Source organism: Pelovirga sp. C15f (genome assembly GCF_057178085.1).
Genome location: NZ_JBXUCV010000005.1, coordinates 129,985 through 148,124, shown reverse-complemented (window position 1 = coordinate 148,124; position 18,140 = coordinate 129,985). Strand labels below are relative to the sequence as shown.

Below are 18,140 nucleotides of genomic sequence, written 5' to 3'. Positions count from 1 at the left end.
AGTCAAACAAAGGGAGGAAACATGTTAAAGATCGAACTGAAATACGAAAACAAGACCCTGGCCAGTTACGAAATCGAGAGCGAACAGCTCAACATCGGCCGCAACCCGAAAAACGACATCCTGATCGACAATATGGCGGTTTCCAATTTTCACGCCACGGTCAAAAAAGTCATGAACACTTACTTTATCGAAGATTTGAACAGCACCAACGGGACCTTCGTCAATGAGAGGAAGATCGTCAAGTACGAGCTGCTCGATGGTGACGAAATCATCATCGGCAAGCACAGCCTGTTATTCAGTTTTGTCGACAAATCGCGCAACCCGATCAATTTCGATGCGACCATGGTGCTCGACACCAAGAAGCAGAAAGAACTGCTGAAGAAAAATCGCTAGGTTGCCCGGCAGGTACTTAGTAACTTTCACGCAGCCAGTGGAGGGAACCAAAAGCACTACGCCTTTTGCGTCCAGCTGACCGCCTTTGTTATGTCTGCGTCGTAAAAATCTCAAATACTGCCGACGCAGCGCCTTCGAAAAAAGGTGGTGACGAGAGGTTCAGGCCACCACCGCAATTCAGTTTATGCATTTTGTGAAAGGCAGCTGCCATTTCCCGCCCGGCAGACTAAAAGCCTAAAGATATTAGTTTTTCAGGAGGCTTACTTAACAGTTGTCATACATTTTAATAATCTCCCCAGTGCCTTTTCCTTCAATACTCTTCACATAACCATTGATTACTTTATGCATTGGGATTGGGTTGTGTCCTGGAAAATAATCAGCGTATTTTTCAACGGCATCTTCAACAAGCCCAGAAGAAACGGCGTTGATTCTCATGCCGTTGTTTAATTCCAGGGAAGCAGCTTTGACAAAACTGTGGATTCCGCCATTAACCATCGCAGCGCTAGTTGTCAGGGAAACGGGATGATCTCCAAGTATTCCGGTGGTAAGCGTAAATGACCCACCAGATTTCAGATATTTCTGGCCGATTCTGACGAGGTTTACTTGGCCCATTAGTTTGCTTTTGATGCCTATGTAAAAATCATCTTCGGTCATTGATTCAAGAGCAGACCATTTTGCTTCTCCTGCAATACAAACGATTGCATCAATATTTTCAATTGATTCATACATTGAATGTATAGAATCGGCGGCGGCAATATCCACGATAAAATCACCCGCTTTTCTTCCCGCGATGATTACTTCGTGTTTTTTTGATAAATGGGCATTCACTTTTTTGCCAATGGTGCCTTCACCGCCAATTAATACGATTTTCATATGTGACTCCGTATTGCTTATATAAATATTACCGCCCTACGCCTAAGTTGACAGGGCGCGGGCCCGCGGCAGTCGGAAGTGCGAAGTGTAGGCCCGTGCTCCGCTTGAACGCATGGCTAGGTCTCTGCAGCCTGAAGTGAAACCTTTTTACTACCGCTGGCTACCCACTGAACCCCAAACTCCCTGAACCCAAATTTATCATGGAACAGCCGCGAAGGTTCGTTTGGCGGAGAAATATTGTACTCACAGGTGATTAGCGGGATACCATGGGTTCTGGCGAAATTGAACAGGTCGTCGTAGAGCAATGAGCCAACACGAAGGCCACGCGACTGCGACGAGACAACAATTCTGTCGATGTAGAGGAATTGACTGAACTTGAGAGAAAACCACTCAAAGTTGTCGTTCTCGTATGGCGCGTCGTTTCGCATTGCCAAAAGAAAAGCAACAACATGCCCGTCTACACAGCCAACCCTGTGATACCTAGCAATCTGATGAAGGTCGTTTAGGCGAGCGACGTCCATCTGGCTCGTATGCTGCACCTCAGCGAGGTTGAGTGCGCAGATGGTGTCAAAGTCGCCTGATACCGCGTCCCGAATTTCGACAGACTGCATGAAGAGACCTAACGTATGCATTAGCCGGCACGCGTTAGCGCGTCCGAGCTGAGTGCCCCGCTAAGGGGCTGGTTTGGAGCGCAGCGAGAGGGGGCGCTTTTTGCCTTTCGTGAAAAGAGGCAGTGATCTGCCACTTTCATCTGCCAACGAAAAAAGCTCCGCCCCCTGCACACCACAAGTCGCCCCTACCCTCTACTCCACCCTACCGGGCCACAACCCCTTTGATCCGCATAATCCGCCGATACGACTCATCAATCCGGCCTTCGCTGATGACCCCGGTTGCGACCAGATCCCGGATGATATTTACTACCCTGGGCACAATATCCGGATCATACGCCAGGTTGTTGCCGAACAGCAAGATATCTACACCAGCTTCGAGAGCCAGCCGCACCGCATCATCTAGAACGTAATGTTCTCTGATTGCGCCCATCTGCAAGTCATCGGAAATGACAACCCCGTCGAAATCGAGCTGGTTGCGCAAAATGCCGGTGATGATTGGATATGACAGAGTGGCGGGATGGTCAGCATCGAGGGTGGCATTGAAGACATGCGCGGTCATCACCGCATTCACACCTCCAGCACCAATCAGAGCACCATAGGGGGAAAGCTCTGCAGGTGTCCAGCTGGCGCTGACATCGCTAAAACCCAGATGAGAATCCGTCTGCGAGCTGCCGTGGCCGGGGAAGTGCTTGGCGACAGATATCACGCCATGATCCTTATGAGCCTGGATAAACAGCTGTGCATGGCGAATGACGGCGTCGGGTTGACTCGAAAAGCAGCGCTCAAGGTGGGCAATTACGGGATTATCAGGATTGACGCAAAGATCCACCACCGGCGCAAAATTAAGGTTGATACCCGTTGCGGCCAACGCGTCCGCAATCGTTGCGCCGGCGGCATAGGTTGCCTGCAGATCATCCCTCATCCCGAGTTCGGTATGGGACGGCGTTGATGCGAAACCATATACCGGTTTCAATCGGGCAACCCGTCCACCTTCCTGATCGACGGCAACCAGCAGCGGTATTGTTGCCGCATTCTGCAAGGATGCAATCAGATGTTTCAGCTGCTCCGGCGAGCGGAGGTTGCGACCTGTCTGTTTAAGAACCACATCGTAATCAAAGAGGATAACCCCTCCGAGATGATGCCGACGGATATCACGCAGGATGCCATGGTCATCTTCCAGGGTCGTTCCCCGAAAACCAACCATCAGCATCTGGCCAACTTTTTGTTCAAGGGTCTCAGTCGGCGCCGCTGTGGCGGCGGTGGAGCTGCCGGCACCAAAAAACAGGAAAAGACACAGAACCATGATGTTCGAAGTAATTGAGTGGTTGCAATCTGCCCACCGGTACCCTGCTCTACTTGTGCCCATGATAAAAAACCGCCAGCCAGATACAATCCACTTCGCTGCTCGTCAAGGCGACACGGTGCTTGCGGTGCGCCGGAATCAGCAGGTAATCCCCCGCCTGCAGGAACAATCGTTCCTGCGGATCCAGTAGTTCAAGCTCCGCCTGTCCCTGCAGCAGCAGCACAAACTCATCCTGCTGCTGATCGTACCAGAAATCTGGCGGCGAGGCGTGTCCCCGCGAAACGATCCGCTCAATCCGCACCTGACCGTTAGCTGCGAGAAGATCGACCAGCTCATCCGGCAGGTGATCAGGTATTGATAAAAAAACGTTGGCGGAGTTCATGGCAAATGCCGTTATTTACGATGTCACTGCGCCGCTTGAGGCCGATGACACCAGCCGCGCGTATTTGGCCAGGACACCACGCTGGAATTTCCGGGCAGGAGCTTGCCAGCCCTGGCGACGTTGTGCCAGGGTCGCATCATCCACGAGCAGATTGAGCGCTTCATGATCCAGATCGATTTCAATCTGATCTCCTTCAACCACCAGCGCCAGGGGACCGCCGACCTGCGCTTCGGGAGAAATATGGCCGATCATGATACCGTGGGTACCTCCGGAGAAGCGACCATCTGTCAGCAGGGCAACGCTGTCGCCGAGTCCGGCCCCCATCAACGCCGCCGAAGGGGATAACATCTCCCGCATGCCGGGGCCGCCTTGCGGGCCCTCATAACGGATCACGACAATGTCACCCGGATTAATGCGGTTTGCCAGAATCGCCTGCATGGCCTCTTCCTCGCGCTCATAGACCCGCGCCGTTCCACGCATCGTCGCAAGGTCCTTGCCGCTCTGCTTGAGCACGCACCCTTCCGGAGCCAGATTACCGAACAACATGCGAATGTGTTTTCCAGCAGCCGCATAGGGACTGGAAACCGGGAAAACCACATCCTGCCCGGCAGGCAGTTCAGGTGCGTTGCGAAGGGTCTCTGCCAGGGTTTTTCCCGTCACGGTCAGGCAATCGCCATGCAGCAAGCCGGCATCCAGCAGATGCTTCATCACCATGGGGACTCCGCCCAGGGGATGGAGATCGTTCATCAGGTAGCGACCATAGGGTTTGAAGTTGCCGATTAAGGGCACCCTGGCGGTAAAAGCGGCCATTTCCCTCAGCGTCAAAGGCACGTCGGCCTCGCGGGCGATGGCCAGCAGATGCAGGACCGCGTTGGTCGAACCACCCAGCGCCCACACCAGGGTCAGGGCATTTTCAAAGGCTTTGCGGGTCATGATCTGCCGCGCACCGATGCCGCTCTGAAGTAATGCCATCAGGGTTGTAGCGGTACGGCGCAGATCACCGTGTTTATCGATTGACAGCTGATTATCAGGCTCCACTGCCATATTCGAGGACCCTCCGGGAACACTCATCCCCAGGGCTTCAATCGCGGCGGCCATGGTATTGGCGGTATACATGCCACCACAGGAACCGGCACCGGGACAGGCATGGCATTCTATCTGACAAAGCTCGTCAGCATCGATTTTGCCGGCGCTGTAGGCTCCGATGCCTTCGAAGGCGCTGACGATATTCAGATCCTTTCCGCCGTGGTGACCAGGGCGGATACTGCCGCCGTAGAGGGTCAACCCGATCAGGTCATTGCGGGCAATCGGCATCAGTGCCGCCGGGATCGTCTTGTCACAACCGGACAAGGTCACCACCGCGTCCACCTGATAGCCTTCGGTCATCAGTTCGATAGCATCGGCAATGACTTCACGGCTGACCAGAGAGTACTTCATCGCTTCGGTTCCCATGGAGATACCATCGGATACCACCGGCGTGCCGAATACAATCACCTTGGCCCCGGCCGCTTCCAGTTCAGCCTGGAGCAGATCACCGAGGGTGCGGAGATGATCGTTACAGGGGGTACCGTTGGTATAGGGTATCGCCAGTGCCACCAGCGGCTTGGAAAAATCATCATCATTAAAACGCACCGCCCGCAACATCGTCCGCGCGGCAGTACGTTCAACCCAATTTGCGCCGCCGGGATCCCCGGTAATGGTGCTGCTGCGTCGTTTCATCGAAAACCTCCCTGGGTAAAAAAAATCGGGATGTAACACACGCAATTACGAGCATCACACCCCGACAGCATACCACAATCAATCATTTGTGAACCGCTCACCGCTTTCTGCTCACTGCTTGCCGTTTATTTCTCCATCGCTGTCACCCCGGTACGGGCGATCTCAACGATATGCTCCTGACCGACTTCATCCAGGAACGTATCGATACGACGGGTTGAGCCGGCAACCTGGAGGATATGGATATCGTCGCTTTTCTGTTCGAGAATCTCGAAATTGTAGCGACCCTGAAAGGTCTCAAGTACTGAAGCGTCGATTTCCAGCTTGATAATCGCCACCTCACGCCAGTAACTGTGATCGGTATCCAGTTCTTTGACCGAGATGACTTCAGTGAACTTTTCCAGTTGGCGGACAACCTGATCGACCCTGGCCTGATCGTTTTCGCGCAGGGTAATGGTCATCCGACTAACGCCGGGAATGCGCGCACGACAGACCGTCAGGGTATCGACATTGTACATTTTTTTGCGGATCAGCATCGAGATCTTATTTAGAACCCCGGGGTGATCAAGGGTAAATGCAAGTATGGCGCGCCTTTTCATGCAGCTTCTCCTTGTTTGCTCTGATCTTTTTTCGGGGCATGGGGATGACTGATAATCATTTCGCCGAAACCGCCTCCAGCCGGGATCATCGGCAGGATCACTTCAGCCGGATCACAGATAAACTCAAGAACCATGGCACCCTTACAGGCGATCGCTTCCTCAAGGGCGGGCACGACATCCTCCAGCAGTTCGACCTTGCGATAAGGAAGACCATAAGCCTGGGAGATCAACCCGAAATCGGGGCTCTGCATCGGTGTACCGGCAAAGCAACCGTCAAAGAAAAACGTCTGCCACTGGCGCACCATCCCCAGATAGCCGTTATTAAGAACGATGATTTTGACATCAATCTTCTTTTCCATGATGGTTCCCAGTTCCTGGAAGTTCATCTGGAAGCCGCCATCACCGCTGATCGACCAGACCCGTTCTTTCGGACGGGCGAGCTTGACGCCGATCGCCATCGGCAGTGAGCATCCCATGGTCCCGGCACCACCGGATCCGAACCAGCTGTTATTGGTCTGGTAATTATAAAAACGCGCGCACATCATCTGGTGCTGTCCGACATCGGGAATAATCAGATCACGTCCTTTAGTCACTTCCGACAGACGATGGATAATGCCCTTCATCAGCAATTTTTTGTCATTGCCGATACCAACCTCGATCTCTTCACGCAGGTCTTCTTTCATCACCTCACGAAAGCTGTTGAGTTTGTCCCACCAGCGCCGCCGTGGAATACAGGTCAACATGGGGTCACCCATCAACACATGCAGGGTGCGATAGACATCGGCGTTGATTGCCACCGTAGTGCGAACATTTTTGTCAATTTCTGACGCATCAATCTCCACGTGAATCACCGCTGCATTGCGGGCGTATTCATCAAGCTTACCGGTCACCCGGTCGTCAAAGCGCATCCCCAGGGCAATCAGCAGGTCGGCTTCCATAATGGCACGATTGGCCTCTACCGTACCGTGCATCCCCATCATCCCCAGGTGCTGAGGATGATCGGCCGGAATTGCAGAAATGCCGTGGAAGGTGGAAGCAACAGGAATGTTGGTCTTTTCGATGAAACGCTGGAGCAGATCTCCGGCATTGCTGTTGATAACACCATGCCCACAGAAAATCAGGGGCCTTTCGCTCTTGTTAATCAGCTCAATCGCCTGGCGGATCGGCTCACGTTCCGGAGTTGGGGTGTAAAAATAACCGGGCAGCTGGGGGCGAAACTTTTTGGCATCAAAGCGATAATCGTCGCCGGCCTGCTGGTTCTGAATATCCTTGGGCAGATCGATAATAACCGGCCCCCCACGGCCGGTGGTTGCTACGTAACAGGCTTCGTGTACGGTTTTTTCCACATCTTCGGCCGCCAGAGGCATGTAGGTCTGCTTACAGATCGGCATCATCACGCCGACGACATCACTTTCCTGAAAAGCATCGGTAGCAATCACCCCGGTAGCTACCTGTCCGGTAATTGCCAGCATGGGGACTGAATCCATGTGAGCGTCAGCTATACCGGTTACCAGGTTCATCGCTCCGGGACCGGAGGTCGACAGACATACACCGATCTGCGGTGTCGGAGTCGACAACGAGGCCCGGGAAAGGCCCTGCGCCATAAAGGCGGCACCCTGTTCATGGCGGGCCATGACAAACTCAAAGGCCCCCATTCTTTCCATTTCATCGAAAACCGGCATAATGGCACCACCGGTATAACCAAAGAGGAAGCGAACCTTACGCTCCTTCAGTGCCTTGAGTAATAGCTGTTTTCCATTCATTGCTGCCCTCGAATTTCTAAAGAATTTGTCCTTGTAATACCCTGCCACAACTAAGGCCGGGACCAGATGCGCCAAAAAGACAGTGTTTTATCTGTCAGAACCAGAGGGATTGTCAAGCGTAAGTTGCCGGATCAGCAGAAAAATAATAACACCACTCAATCCAGCAGTCCGGCTTAAAAATACCCGGTAAAACCAATACGCAACCCTTCATCAATCGTCCATTTTCTTCCCATGGTGTCTTCTTTAATGCGCAGATTGTAATAACCAAGCTTCAAGCGCACCTTGGGAATCATGGCATAAGTCAGGGCAATCTCTGTTTGCGTCAGGTTATCCGCATCACGAAAAGAGAAAACCTTGGGCGCGTGATAAACTGCGCCGTCAATACCAAATCCACCAAACTGGGGGGGCGCATAAGATGCCCGCAACCCCAACGCCAGATGAATAAAATCGGTATCTTTTGCGGTTGATCCACCATAGATACGCAAGCCCATCCCCAACCGGGCCCCCGGATACTGGCCGGGACTGCCGATAAAATCAGCTCCGACGCGCCCCAGGGTGGTGTCTTCATCATCATTGTAAAGAAAACCGGCAGTGCCTGTGACTACCCCAAATTCATCCTGAACCACCGGGCGTTCGTACCCCAGGTGAAAACTTTCATTGTTAAAGCCGATATCAACCGAATCAGCACTCGCCAGAGTGGTGATAAGACAAAAAAGAACTGTCAGGATAATACGTATCCGCATGAAATGACTCCTTGTCGATAGTATTAATGGAAAACGCCATCATTGCACAGGAAGCGCTGAGTGGACAATACAATCAGGATAAAGTGGAACAGGATTGTGCGAAAACACAGGTGGATCAAGAGGGTTCCTGCTCCTCCAGCTTAAGCTGTTCTTCTTCAAGTTGTACGGCAGGGATCGGCAAGGGGGAGAGGGAGAGAAAGCGCAGCCCACCGCTACGGGTGTTTTCTATGATCGACAACGGTCCCTGGCGGTCAAAGGTGATTTCTTCCCTGGCCTTGCCAAGGACAATAACAGTCCCGTCCTTGAGAGTTTTTTGGACATTGACCTTGGGATTTTTTATGTCAATTTCCACCGGGCGTGATGACGCCATCTCAGCGATGAAAGCATTTTTCTGCTTATGGAGAGAGTCGAGGTTATCATTGAGAATCTGCAGACGGGTGCGCACGACATTGATAAATTTTGATCCTTTGTGCAGGTGTTGCATCAGCGGCTTGATGGCGGCACTGATGGAAATCATCTGTTGTTCGATAACCTCGAGCTGACGGCGAATGTAATCGCTGCGTTCGGCATCAGGGAAATAAATGCCGGCAACAATCCGGGTGCGCTGACCGGAGGTCGCCCCGATGGTCATTGCCGAAACCCCGGTCAGGGCAGTCACTTCACCACCGATAATCGCCCCGCGTTCTACCACAACATGACCGGTCGCACGGATATGAGAATTACGTATTTCATTGGTCACTACCACATCGCCGTAACAGACCACTGTCACCTGATTCAGATAACGGGCGTGCAGATCTCCATGACAAAAAATATGGCCGATTTCGCGACCCGCCATCGCCCCGATCTCTACCGAACCTTGCGACTGGAGATGACAGGCCCCAACATGACCGCTGACTTTAATTCCCCCGGTAGAACGCACATCAAAATCATCGAGCACATCTCCCTTGACTTCAACAAACCCATGGAAATCGATGTGCCCGACGCGATAATCGATATGCCCCGGAACCACGAGTTGATCAACCACACTCAAGGTGTTTTTATCTAACAGGGCACGGCCGGGCCTGGTAGCAAAGGCCATACGCCCTCCATACTTTAGCTGTACACCTTCGCCGGCAATGATCGTTCTGAGCTTACCGGCCGGAGCTTCAACCTTATGACCCTGAACAGTGCATCCCGGAATACCGGGCTCGGGGGGATGGATTACGCCAAGTTTCTGCTCCAGTTCGATTTCGGTGTAGGCATTAAGGCGCTTCAGATCAACCCGCCCTTTATCATCGGGAATGAACTCATGATCCTCACCGCTGACCTTTACCAGCAGCTCGAACCAGCCGTCAGCACCTGGTTGCGGTTCGACACCCCGGGCAACCACCGTCGGTAGCGGTTCCTGCCCCTGATCCAGGCAGGCACAGAAAAAGTTAATGGCCTCCTCATCAATGGTGTCAGTTATGTTGTGCTGGTTAAGAAGATCAATCAACCCGTCGGAACTCAGCAATTTCTCCCCAGTGGCGCCAACGCGATGACGATCTTCATCTTCTGTATGATCTGCAGGTGTAGCCTCAGCCGCGGGCGTCAGACTTTCTGTTGGCTGTGCTTCAACAACCGGAGACGACGATAGCGCCTCCGGCACCAGGGAGATCAACTCAATCGCGGCAATACATTCCATCTGCTCCCGTGCCAGACACAGGGTCAGGCGGTAACTTTCAGTCTCGCGCACCGCAAGCTGATCAGGGTTCAGCTGAGTGTTGTCATGCGAATCGGACGCCATCATAGCGGCGCTCCTTGTGACCGGGTGAACAGTTAAACCTCAACAACAAAGAAAAAGCGACTAAACAACTACTCTAAATAAGCGTTTTCAGCTGTTTTGATTGTAACCGATGCGTTCCGGAAGTCCACCGCTAATGACAACGCCCGGACAGATCCGGGCGTTGCAGAAGGATTAAAGACGGGGAAATAAATCAGGCAGCAGCCAGTTTTCTTGCTGTTTCTGCGATATCCTTACGCTTATTAAGGACAATAATAGTCATCAGCATCAACCAGCCGCCGACATTGACCCACCAGCCCGTCGGCCACAGCAAGAGCGCCGCAGACAGCAAAGTGAGCACACGAAAAACCAGGTTAAGTCTGGCCTCCATGAATCCCTCAATGCCGGCCGCAAAAGCGTACAAACCAAAAAGGGCAAAGAAGAAAATATACAGATCCTGAAACAATGAACCTCCAATAAATGGAGTATAGGCAAATAACAGCGGGATAATATAGAGCCCCTTGGCCAGCTTCCATGAATAAAAACCGGTGATCATCGGCTTGGAACCGGCAATCGCGGCGGCGGCAAAGGCTGCCAGAGCAACCGGCGGTGTCACGTTGGAATCCTGGCTGAGCCAGAAAACGATCAGGTGCGCTGACAGCAGGGCAAAGGTGAGGGTATGGTCACTGAGCACCGATTCGCGCACCAGATTGGCCATATCGTAGGGAACAGCGTCGATAATAGAGCGCGCTGTAGCCACCGACATGGGTTCACCAATCAGTGCCAGCTTTTCCGGCACCGCCAGCATAAAGAAGGTCTTCGCCGCTTCCGGAATCTGGCCACTGACCAGCGCCTTCACCAGCATCCCGTCAGCGATCAATCCTTGTAGAGCCGGGGCTGAAAGGGTTCCCAACACGATATAAGCGGCGGTTACCGGTAGACCCATCCCCAGAACCAGAGACGCCAGAGCAACCAGACCAATAGCAATCAACAGGCTGTGTCCGGCCCATTGATTGATCATCAACGAGAAGGTGTTACCGATACCGGCGGTGGTAATAACATTAACGATCAGCCCGATGGTGCACAGCAAAATTGCTGTCATGATCATGTTTTTTGCCCCCAGGGCCATGGCTTCGATGATGGCCTTCGGACCCATCTTGTTGGGGGTTAACCAGGAAGAAACGACCACCGCAATCATACTGTAACCGGCAGCATAGGTTGGGGTAAAACCGTAAACCAGCAGACCGATCAAAATACCGATAGGCAGCAAAAAAACAATCCCTCCCTTTTTAATAACCTCGAGAAAAGAAATTTTTTCGTCGTCTAACGCCGTCACATAGCTGCGTTTGGCTTCAATACGGATAAAAAAACCAACGCTGGCAAAGTACAAAAAGGCCGGCAGAATACTGACCAGAACAATGGTGGTATAGGGAATCTGGGTGTACGTTGCCATAACAAACGCACCGGCACCCATGATCGGCGGCATCAATTGCCCACCCGTCGAAGCGGCCGCTTCGGCGCCGGCAGCAAACTTGGGCGGGAAACCGGCTTTTTTCATCAGCGGAATCGTAATAACCCCGGTCGAAGCGGTATTGGCAACCGCCGAGCCGGAAATGGTTCCCATCAGCCCGGATGCGATGACCGCCACAAAGCCCGGCCCCCCAACCAGCCGCCCGGCAACCGCGCGCGCCATGTCGATAACAAAATCTCCGGCGCCGGAACGCAACAAAAACGCGCCGAACAGCAGAAACATGAAAACATATGACGAGGAAATCTGGGCAATCGTGCCGAACAGCGCATCGTCGCCATAGATGCTGCGGAACAACAGGGTTTCAGGCGAAAGACCGGCAAAACGAAACATGCCCGTTAACTCACTCCCCCACCAGCCGACGTAGGTGAGCCCGACGACAATCAGTGCCGGAATGAACCAGCCGGCTACCCGGCGGGTGAATTCAATGGCGCAGAGAACGACAATAATCCCTGCGACCCACTCTGCCGGCACCAGATAGATTCCACGGGCATAGATGGCATCCTCCCGGGCAATCAGGAAAATCGCCGAAGCCGCCGCCATGACTCCCAGGCAGACATCAAACAGGCGCAACAATAACGGCCCGTTACGACGCAGGGGGTAGGCAATAGCCGCCAGTAGGGCAAAACCGGCAAAGTGCAGCGCATTTTGCCAAAGGCTGGAAAGCACGGCAAACACATTAAACCAGATATGCATCAAGGATACTGCAACCCCGATGATTAATAGTGCCCAGCTTTCCATTGGATGGACTTCGGTTTCATTAACAGACATACAGACGGCTCCGAAGAAAAAAAACGACCGCCCGTTCGGGCGGTCGTAAAGAGAAAATCAGGGTTATTCAACAATCAGGCGGGCGGGGATATTAAGACCGACCTCACGGTAGTATTTCAAGGCACCCGGATGCAATGGCATCGGTAAACCGGCGAGAGCCTTCTCGATCGCCATCACCTTGGTTGCGCTATGAATGGCATTAAGAAATGACAGGTTTTCATAGATTGTTTTGGTGATCTGGTAAACAGCATCCTCATCGATATCGGCGCGCACAGCAAGGAAATTAGGCTGGGCAATGGTATTGATCTCCTTGGTCTGACCCGGGTAGGTATCGGCGGGAATCACATAACGGGTCCAGAGTTCCATGCCACTGTCGGCCTGCATCATCTGTTCGTCGGTAAAATCGAGCACGACAACATCGTCGCCCATAGTCGCAAAAGTCCGCGTTACCGCACTGACCGGAGCACCGGCCGGGGTACTCATGCCGGCAACCTGACCATTCTGCAAGGCATCTGCGGACGGACCATAGCCGGCATAGGCCAGGTTGTAATCTGTCTCAATATCAACACCAAGGCCCCCGAGAAGGGTCTTGTTGGAACCGAGAGTCCCTGAATTACGTGGCCCCATGGCCATGTTCTCCCCCTTCATGGCGACCAGATCAGCAGCGGTGCCGGTCTTGGCAAAACGCTTGAGGACGGTAAAATGCTCAACATTCTGCCACAGCATGGTCACTGCGCGCAGCTCGCGCTGAGGACCCACAGTCTCATAGTCCCCGGTGCCGTTCCAGGCCCAGGCGCCGTAAAGACCCTGAAGAATAGCGAACTGAACCTCGCCGTCGTTCATCAGCTTGATATTTTCACCTGAGCCGGCTGAGCTGATCGCCGACATACCAATTTGCTGAGAAGGTTGCAGCTTGACTTTAATCAAGGTTGAAAGCGCAACCCCTACCGGATAATAGGTACCACCTGTCGATGCCGTCGCCAACAGATAGTCGCGCTCTGAGGCAACAACCCTTTCAGGCGTCACCAGTGTAAACGAAAACATCAGCACAAACAGACACAAACTCGAGGCAATCCAACGCAATCTGTTCATTCTTTTCCTCCTGAAGGAATTGGGTTAATGGAAGCATTAAAAAAATAAAACACTTTTCTATATGTGCTCCCGTGAAACAGCAATCATTGTGCCAAAGGGCATTATACCTGTTTATGGGTGTACAAACAAAGAGCACGGCAAGATCTTGCCCATTCTGCAAAAACCATCGGCAAGATCTTGCCGACTCCTGCATTTTGAATTCTGCTTACCCCCCAACATAATTCCTGCGATCGAGCTGGTGCCGGACCATTTTCTCATTGAGGGTGCGCCTGGGCAGACCCAGTTCGTCCATCACCGCCTGAACATCACCCTGATGCCGCAACAATGCATGATCCAGCAGCGCGCGTTCATGTAACCGCATCAGCTCCTGCAAAGAGGTCTTGTGCGCTGCTGAAACATCTTGTTCACAGCCGGACAACATGGAGGCCAGCCGCTGAGACATAGGTAGTGATGACAGAACAAATCGCTCGGCCATGTTTTTTAGCTCGCGGACATTGCCCGGCCAGTCATGCTCCAGCAAAAGAGCGGCGTCATGACTGCTGAGGGTGACAAAGGGGCGCCGGTAAGCTTCGGCGGCCTGCCCAACGAAAAAGTCGAACAGATGTAAAACGTCTTCTCCCCGCTCCCGCAGGGGAGGAATGTTTAATTCTACCACATTGATCCGATAAAACAGGTCTTCTCGAAAACGCCCGGCGCCGCATTCTTCCCGCAGATTTTTATTGGTAGCGCAGATCAGGCGGATATCAAGGGAGTGAGATTCATTACTGCCGACCCTCAGTAATTCACGCTCCTGCAGAACACGTAACACCTTTACCTGCAGCGCGAGCGGCATGGATCCGATTTCATCAAGAAACAGGCTGCCCTTGTTGGCATATTCAAATCGCCCGATCCGCTGCTGATCAGCACCGGTAAAGGCCCCCTTTTCGTAACCAAACAATTCACTCTCAAATACCGAGTCCGGCACCGCCGCGCAGTTGACAGCGACAAAACGCTGTTCATGGCGTGCTCCAAAATCGTGCAGACAACGTGCCACAACTTCCTTACCGGTTCCCGTCTCTCCTTGAATCAGAACCGCGGCGTTGATATCCGCCAGATTGAGGATTTCCTCATGCAGCCGCTTCATGACGGCACTGGTTCCGATCAGACGCTGTTCGATGGAAACCGGGCCGGCCAGGCGTCGTCGCAGCTGACGGTTTTCCATAATTAACCGATATTTCTCACAAGCGCGGCGGATAACTTCAAGCAGTCGCTCCGGGTCAAAAGGTTTTTCAATGAAATCATAGGCTCCCTGGCGCATGGCCTCCACCGCCATGGCAACATCACCATGGGCGGTAATCAGCACCACCGGGATATCGGGATCAACGCCATTAACCTGTTCCAGAAACTCCATACCCCCCATTTTCGGCATCCGCACATCGCTGACGACAACACCCCGCAGCCCCTGAACAATATCGGACAAGGCCAAAACGGCATGGGGGTAGCTCCGGACCTGGTAGCCGGCAAGCTCAAACCATTGCGCTGTCGCTGTCCGCATTTCAACGTCATCATCGACCAGAATAACTTCCAGGCACCCGTTACCGACCATCGCTACCATCCACTACAGAACCTCCTGGAAAAATCACCATAAATGTCGTACCACCCTCTTTATTGTTCAGGGCACGAATCGAGCCGCCAAGGTCGGTGATAATCCGATAAGAAATCGACAACCCGAGCCCGAGCCCCTCACCAACTTCTTTGGTGGTAAAAAAGGGGGTAAAAATTTCTTCCCGATCCTGATCACGAATCCCGGCACCACTATCAGCTATTGATAGCGCGACCTGCCGTTGGTCGGCGGTCATGGAAATGTGTAATTTTTTGATCACCTGAGCTTGCATCGCATCAACGGCGTTTCTGATCAGATTAACCAGAACCTGATTGACACGTCCGCGGTTCCCGTGAACCACCAGGGGGGCATCCGGCAGATCTTTTACCAGGGAGACTCCTTCCTCGCTGATCAGGGCTGACGTCATCGACAACGCATCCTCAAGACACTCCTGTAAGACAATCGGTTCTCGTACCGTCGGCGATTTACGCGCAAAGGTTTTCAATTGCACGGTAATTGAACCCAGGTGTTCGGTCATTCTGGTAATTGCCGTCAAGGTGGACCGTAATTTATCGTTTTCCTGTCGTTCCAGCAGCAAACGACCACTTGCAGCATGGGTTCTGATCGCTGCGATCGGCTGATTTAATTCGTGCACGATGCCTGCCGCCATGTGGCCCAGAGCGGCCAGCTTACTCGACTGAACCAGCTCTGCCTGGGCCTCGCGCAGGGCTTTATCGGTCCGGTTGTGCTCATCGATTTCTTCTTGCAGGCGTTTATTCATTTCAGCCAGGGCCACAGCATCCCGTGCCTTACGCCGTGAAATCAGTTTCTGCCGCCGTTCCCGCAGGTACATCCCCAGAGCTAAAATCAGCAGCGACAGGACAACCCCGATGATCAACACGGCACGAGCGCGTTCCTGCGCCGCCGCAAGGGGGAGCAGGTAATGAATCTGCCAGCTGAGATCGTACAACGACCGTGACATCATCAGGTAACGGGTTCCCTCCAAAGTGACGATCCGTTGCCCGTCAGCGAGCAGATCGACCCCTTCCAGAGGAAGCAGTTCAAGGGGTTGCCGTCCATACTGGCGAGTTGCCTGAATCAGTATCCGCTGGGCCTCGGTTAAAGGTTCCAGGGTCCGGTATCTCCAGTTGTTATAACTCGAAAGAAAAAACACGCCGTTGGTATCACTGACCAGGACCGTTTCTCCCCCTTCCCGCCATTCATCCTGAAGATCGGTGAGATCAACTTTGACGGCGGCAACCCCGACAACCCGCTCACCCTGTCGAATCGGGTGGGACATGAAAAAACCCGGATGACCGGTAGTGGCACCAATAGCGAAATAGCGTCCCTGCTCCCCTGCTTTAGAGCGCGAAAAGTAGGGACGAAAGCCGTAATTATGACCGACAAAGCTAAGCGGATCGCGCCAGTTGCTTGATGCCAGGGTCGTCCCCAGATCATTCATGATATAGAGCGCCTCGCAACCTGCCTCCCTATTCAAAAGTTCGAGAGCGACACTGACCTCCGAAGCACTTTGCGTTCCCCGTAACAGATCATGCACCTGTTGATTCGTCGACAGGACATAGGGCAGATAAGCATAATGATCGAGAGCGCTCCGCAGTGTTCCGGTATACAGTGTCATCCGGTCATTACCACTGGCAATCAACCCATCAAGAGTGCCCTGGTAGACCCATCGGCTCACCTGCCACACCAGTAGCAGGGCAGCCGTCCCTATCAGCAGGATCCCCAAGGGAAGCATAAGTTTTTTGGACATCCTGCTCACACAGGGCTCCTTGTCGACGTTAAAATGCCTTCACATTGATGACAAACTTGAGATAACGCCCTTCCGGAAAACCGACATCGCAAGGGAAATCTTCGGGCTGACCACCGACAAAAATAGTTCTCAGTCGATTTCCTTCGGCAGTCCCGCGCCGCAATTCCTTGAGATAATCGTCCAGGGATACTTTCTGATGATTTGACGATCCAACCAGCAAGCCTCCCGCGGACAATAATGGCAACACCGCTGATACCAGATCGGCTGTGCCTCCTTGAGTAGAAAACCGGCTTTTTTTGGTTGTTGAAAAAGACGGGGGGTCAAACAGGATGCAATCGAACCGGCGCCCTTCGGTCTGCATCCTTGCCAATTCAGCAAAAACGTCACCGACAATAAATTCATGTTGTTGCGGGTCAATCCGATTGGTCCTGAAATTTTCACGGGCTATGCCCAAATATTTTTCCGACACATCGACGCTGGTAACTCGGCTGGCGCCTGCGGCCGCAGCAGCCACTGAAAAGGCGCCGGTAAAGGCAAAGAGGTTAAGCACCCGCATTCCTGCGACCCGCGGCATTAACTCCCGGCGATTACGGCGCTGATCCGGAAACAGGCCGGTATGCAGTCCACGCCGAAGATTGACCTGATAATAGAGGCCATCCTCCTTTACCTGATAAACCTCAGGCGCGGCAGATCCGGCCAGGAGTTCATTTTTCTGGCGACTTTGATTTTGAGCTTCGAGTTTGCGGGTTTGTTGCGGACGATACTTCAGATAGATGCCGGTTGGCTGAAAAACCTTTGCCAGTGCCGCCACTAATTCACTCTGATAAGCCTCCCATGCAGTGGTGTAAAATTGCAGCATCAGGTAGTCACCGTAGCGATCAACGGTTACTCCCGGCAGGCCGTCTCCCTCTCCATTCACCAGACGATAGCAATCACTATCACCGAGCAGGGCGTGGTGACGCAATGTCAGGCAGTCTTGAAATTGTTTCTCCAGCCAGAGGGTACTGATTCTTTCCGGGTCGCCAGGCAGACGACGGGCCACGATACGGCTTTGTGGATCACAGATTGCCACCGCCAGAGGTTGCCGTTGCTCATCGACCAGCATGACCAGTTCTCCGCTGATCACTTCAGGCCATTGACGGGTGTAGCGATCAGCGATCACCCAGGGATGGCCCTGTAGCAATACGCGTTTGGTTTCCGGCCCCACAAGACATTTTTTCATCGCTTGATCCTTCCGCCGCATCAGATCCTTGACCTCCGCAACCGCAGAAA

At 53.1% G+C, this 18,140-nt stretch carries 15 protein-coding genes; 1 reads left to right on the top strand and 14 read right to left on the bottom strand.

Translation table 11 applies throughout. The annotated features are described in order from the left end of the window. Nucleotides 1-21: 21 nt before the first annotated feature. Nucleotides 22-393 (top strand): FHA domain-containing protein, encoded by a 372-nt coding sequence (locus AC1931_RS12405; RefSeq protein WP_483877585.1) that lies wholly within the window; start codon nucleotides 22-24, stop codon nucleotides 391-393. 264 nt (nucleotides 394-657) lie between these two features. On the opposite strand, the gene AC1931_RS12400 is transcribed toward AC1931_RS12405, so the two are convergent. The 14 genes from AC1931_RS12400 to AC1931_RS12335 form a co-directional block, all read right to left on the bottom strand. Beyond that, nucleotides 658-1,266: a short chain dehydrogenase gene (locus tag AC1931_RS12400; protein WP_483877584.1), complete on the bottom strand. Its 609-nt coding sequence runs from the start codon at nucleotides 1,264-1,266 to the stop codon at nucleotides 658-660. A 116-nt stretch (nucleotides 1,267-1,382) separates the two neighbouring features. Continuing rightward, complete coding sequence (locus AC1931_RS12395) at nucleotides 1,383-1,877, bottom strand: GNAT family N-acetyltransferase (protein WP_483877583.1); 495 nt, start codon at nucleotides 1,875-1,877, stop codon at nucleotides 1,383-1,385. A 202-nt stretch (nucleotides 1,878-2,079) separates the two neighbouring features. Further along, the gene (locus AC1931_RS12390; protein WP_483877582.1) at nucleotides 2,080-3,243 is read right to left on the bottom strand and encodes a glycoside hydrolase family 3 protein; all 1,164 of its coding nucleotides are present in this window, start codon (nucleotides 3,241-3,243) and stop codon (nucleotides 2,080-2,082) included. Next, nucleotides 3,230-3,562: a cupin domain-containing protein gene (locus tag AC1931_RS12385; RefSeq protein WP_483877581.1), complete on the bottom strand. Its 333-nt coding sequence runs from the start codon at nucleotides 3,560-3,562 to the stop codon at nucleotides 3,230-3,232. The genes AC1931_RS12390 and AC1931_RS12385 overlap by 14 nt, the downstream gene beginning before the upstream one ends. A 15-nt stretch (nucleotides 3,563-3,577) precedes the next feature. Further along, a complete protein-coding gene (ilvD, locus tag AC1931_RS12380; RefSeq protein ID WP_483877580.1) occupies nucleotides 3,578-5,281 on the bottom strand; it encodes a dihydroxy-acid dehydratase in 1,704 nt (567 codons plus the stop codon). 125 nt (nucleotides 5,282-5,406) lie between these two features. Further along, nucleotides 5,407-5,877, bottom strand: coding sequence for an acetolactate synthase small subunit (ilvN, locus tag AC1931_RS12375; RefSeq protein WP_483877579.1), 471 nt, complete (start codon nucleotides 5,875-5,877; stop codon nucleotides 5,407-5,409). Beyond that, nucleotides 5,874-7,640, bottom strand: a complete 1,767-nt coding sequence (gene ilvB, locus AC1931_RS12370; RefSeq protein ID WP_483877578.1) for a biosynthetic-type acetolactate synthase large subunit — start codon at nucleotides 7,638-7,640, stop codon at nucleotides 5,874-5,876. The genes ilvN and ilvB overlap by 4 nt, the downstream gene beginning before the upstream one ends. Before the next feature lie 173 nt (nucleotides 7,641-7,813). Continuing rightward, the gene (locus AC1931_RS12365) at nucleotides 7,814-8,383 is read right to left on the bottom strand and encodes a YfaZ family outer membrane protein (protein ID WP_483877577.1); all 570 of its coding nucleotides are present in this window, start codon (nucleotides 8,381-8,383) and stop codon (nucleotides 7,814-7,816) included. Between the two features lie 115 nt (nucleotides 8,384-8,498). Further along, nucleotides 8,499-10,151 (bottom strand): DUF342 domain-containing protein, encoded by a 1,653-nt coding sequence (locus AC1931_RS12360; protein WP_483877576.1) that lies wholly within the window; start codon nucleotides 10,149-10,151, stop codon nucleotides 8,499-8,501. A gap of 187 nt (nucleotides 10,152-10,338) precedes the next feature. Further along, a complete protein-coding gene (locus AC1931_RS12355) occupies nucleotides 10,339-12,423 on the bottom strand; it encodes a TRAP transporter permease (RefSeq protein WP_483877575.1) in 2,085 nt (694 codons plus the stop codon). 63 nt (nucleotides 12,424-12,486) lie between these two features. Beyond that, the gene (locus AC1931_RS12350) at nucleotides 12,487-13,515 is read right to left on the bottom strand and encodes a TAXI family TRAP transporter solute-binding subunit (RefSeq protein WP_483877574.1); all 1,029 of its coding nucleotides are present in this window, start codon (nucleotides 13,513-13,515) and stop codon (nucleotides 12,487-12,489) included. Nucleotides 13,516-13,720: 205 nt separating this feature from the next. After that, entirely contained in the window at nucleotides 13,721-15,109 is a 1,389-nt protein-coding gene (locus tag AC1931_RS12345; protein ID WP_483877573.1) for a sigma-54-dependent transcriptional regulator, read from the bottom strand. Next, nucleotides 15,090-16,868, bottom strand: a complete 1,779-nt coding sequence (locus tag AC1931_RS12340) for an ATP-binding protein (RefSeq protein ID WP_483877611.1) — start codon at nucleotides 16,866-16,868, stop codon at nucleotides 15,090-15,092. Before AC1931_RS12340 ends, AC1931_RS12345 begins: the two co-directional genes overlap by 20 nt. Before the next feature lie 28 nt (nucleotides 16,869-16,896). Continuing rightward, nucleotides 16,897-18,090, bottom strand: coding sequence for a class I SAM-dependent rRNA methyltransferase (locus tag AC1931_RS12335; protein ID WP_483877572.1), 1,194 nt, complete (start codon nucleotides 18,088-18,090; stop codon nucleotides 16,897-16,899). Between the last annotated feature and the right edge of the window lie 50 nt (nucleotides 18,091-18,140).

Excerpts from the sequence above, each read along its gene's own strand:
- AC1931_RS12405 (WP_483877585.1), top strand. The coding sequence starts at position 22 with ATGTTAAAGATCGAACTGAAATACGAAAACAAGACCCTGGCCAGTTAC.
- AC1931_RS12400 (WP_483877584.1), bottom strand. The coding sequence starts at position 1,266 with ATGAAAATCGTATTAATTGGCGGTGAAGGCACCATTGGCAAAAAAGTG.
- AC1931_RS12395 (WP_483877583.1), bottom strand. The coding sequence starts at position 1,877 with ATGCAGTCTGTCGAAATTCGGGACGCGGTATCAGGCGACTTTGACACC.
- AC1931_RS12390 (WP_483877582.1), bottom strand. The coding sequence starts at position 3,243 with ATGGGCACAAGTAGAGCAGGGTACCGGTGGGCAGATTGCAACCACTCA.
- AC1931_RS12385 (WP_483877581.1), bottom strand. The coding sequence starts at position 3,562 with ATGAACTCCGCCAACGTTTTTTTATCAATACCTGATCACCTGCCGGAT.
- ilvD (WP_483877580.1), bottom strand. The coding sequence starts at position 5,281 with ATGAAACGACGCAGCAGCACCATTACCGGGGATCCCGGCGGCGCAAAT.
- ilvN (WP_483877579.1), bottom strand. The coding sequence starts at position 5,877 with ATGAAAAGGCGCGCCATACTTGCATTTACCCTTGATCACCCCGGGGTT.
- ilvB (WP_483877578.1), bottom strand. The coding sequence starts at position 7,640 with ATGAATGGAAAACAGCTATTACTCAAGGCACTGAAGGAGCGTAAGGTT.
- AC1931_RS12365 (WP_483877577.1), bottom strand. The coding sequence starts at position 8,383 with ATGCGGATACGTATTATCCTGACAGTTCTTTTTTGTCTTATCACCACT.
- AC1931_RS12360 (WP_483877576.1), bottom strand. The coding sequence starts at position 10,151 with ATGATGGCGTCCGATTCGCATGACAACACTCAGCTGAACCCTGATCAG.
- AC1931_RS12355 (WP_483877575.1), bottom strand. The coding sequence starts at position 12,423 with ATGTCTGTTAATGAAACCGAAGTCCATCCAATGGAAAGCTGGGCACTA.
- AC1931_RS12350 (WP_483877574.1), bottom strand. The coding sequence starts at position 13,515 with ATGAACAGATTGCGTTGGATTGCCTCGAGTTTGTGTCTGTTTGTGCTG.
- AC1931_RS12345 (WP_483877573.1), bottom strand. The coding sequence starts at position 15,109 with ATGGTAGCGATGGTCGGTAACGGGTGCCTGGAAGTTATTCTGGTCGAT.
- AC1931_RS12340 (WP_483877611.1), bottom strand. The coding sequence starts at position 16,868 with ATGTCCAAAAAACTTATGCTTCCCTTGGGGATCCTGCTGATAGGGACG.
- AC1931_RS12335 (WP_483877572.1), bottom strand. The coding sequence starts at position 18,090 with ATGAAAAAATGTCTTGTGGGGCCGGAAACCAAACGCGTATTGCTACAG.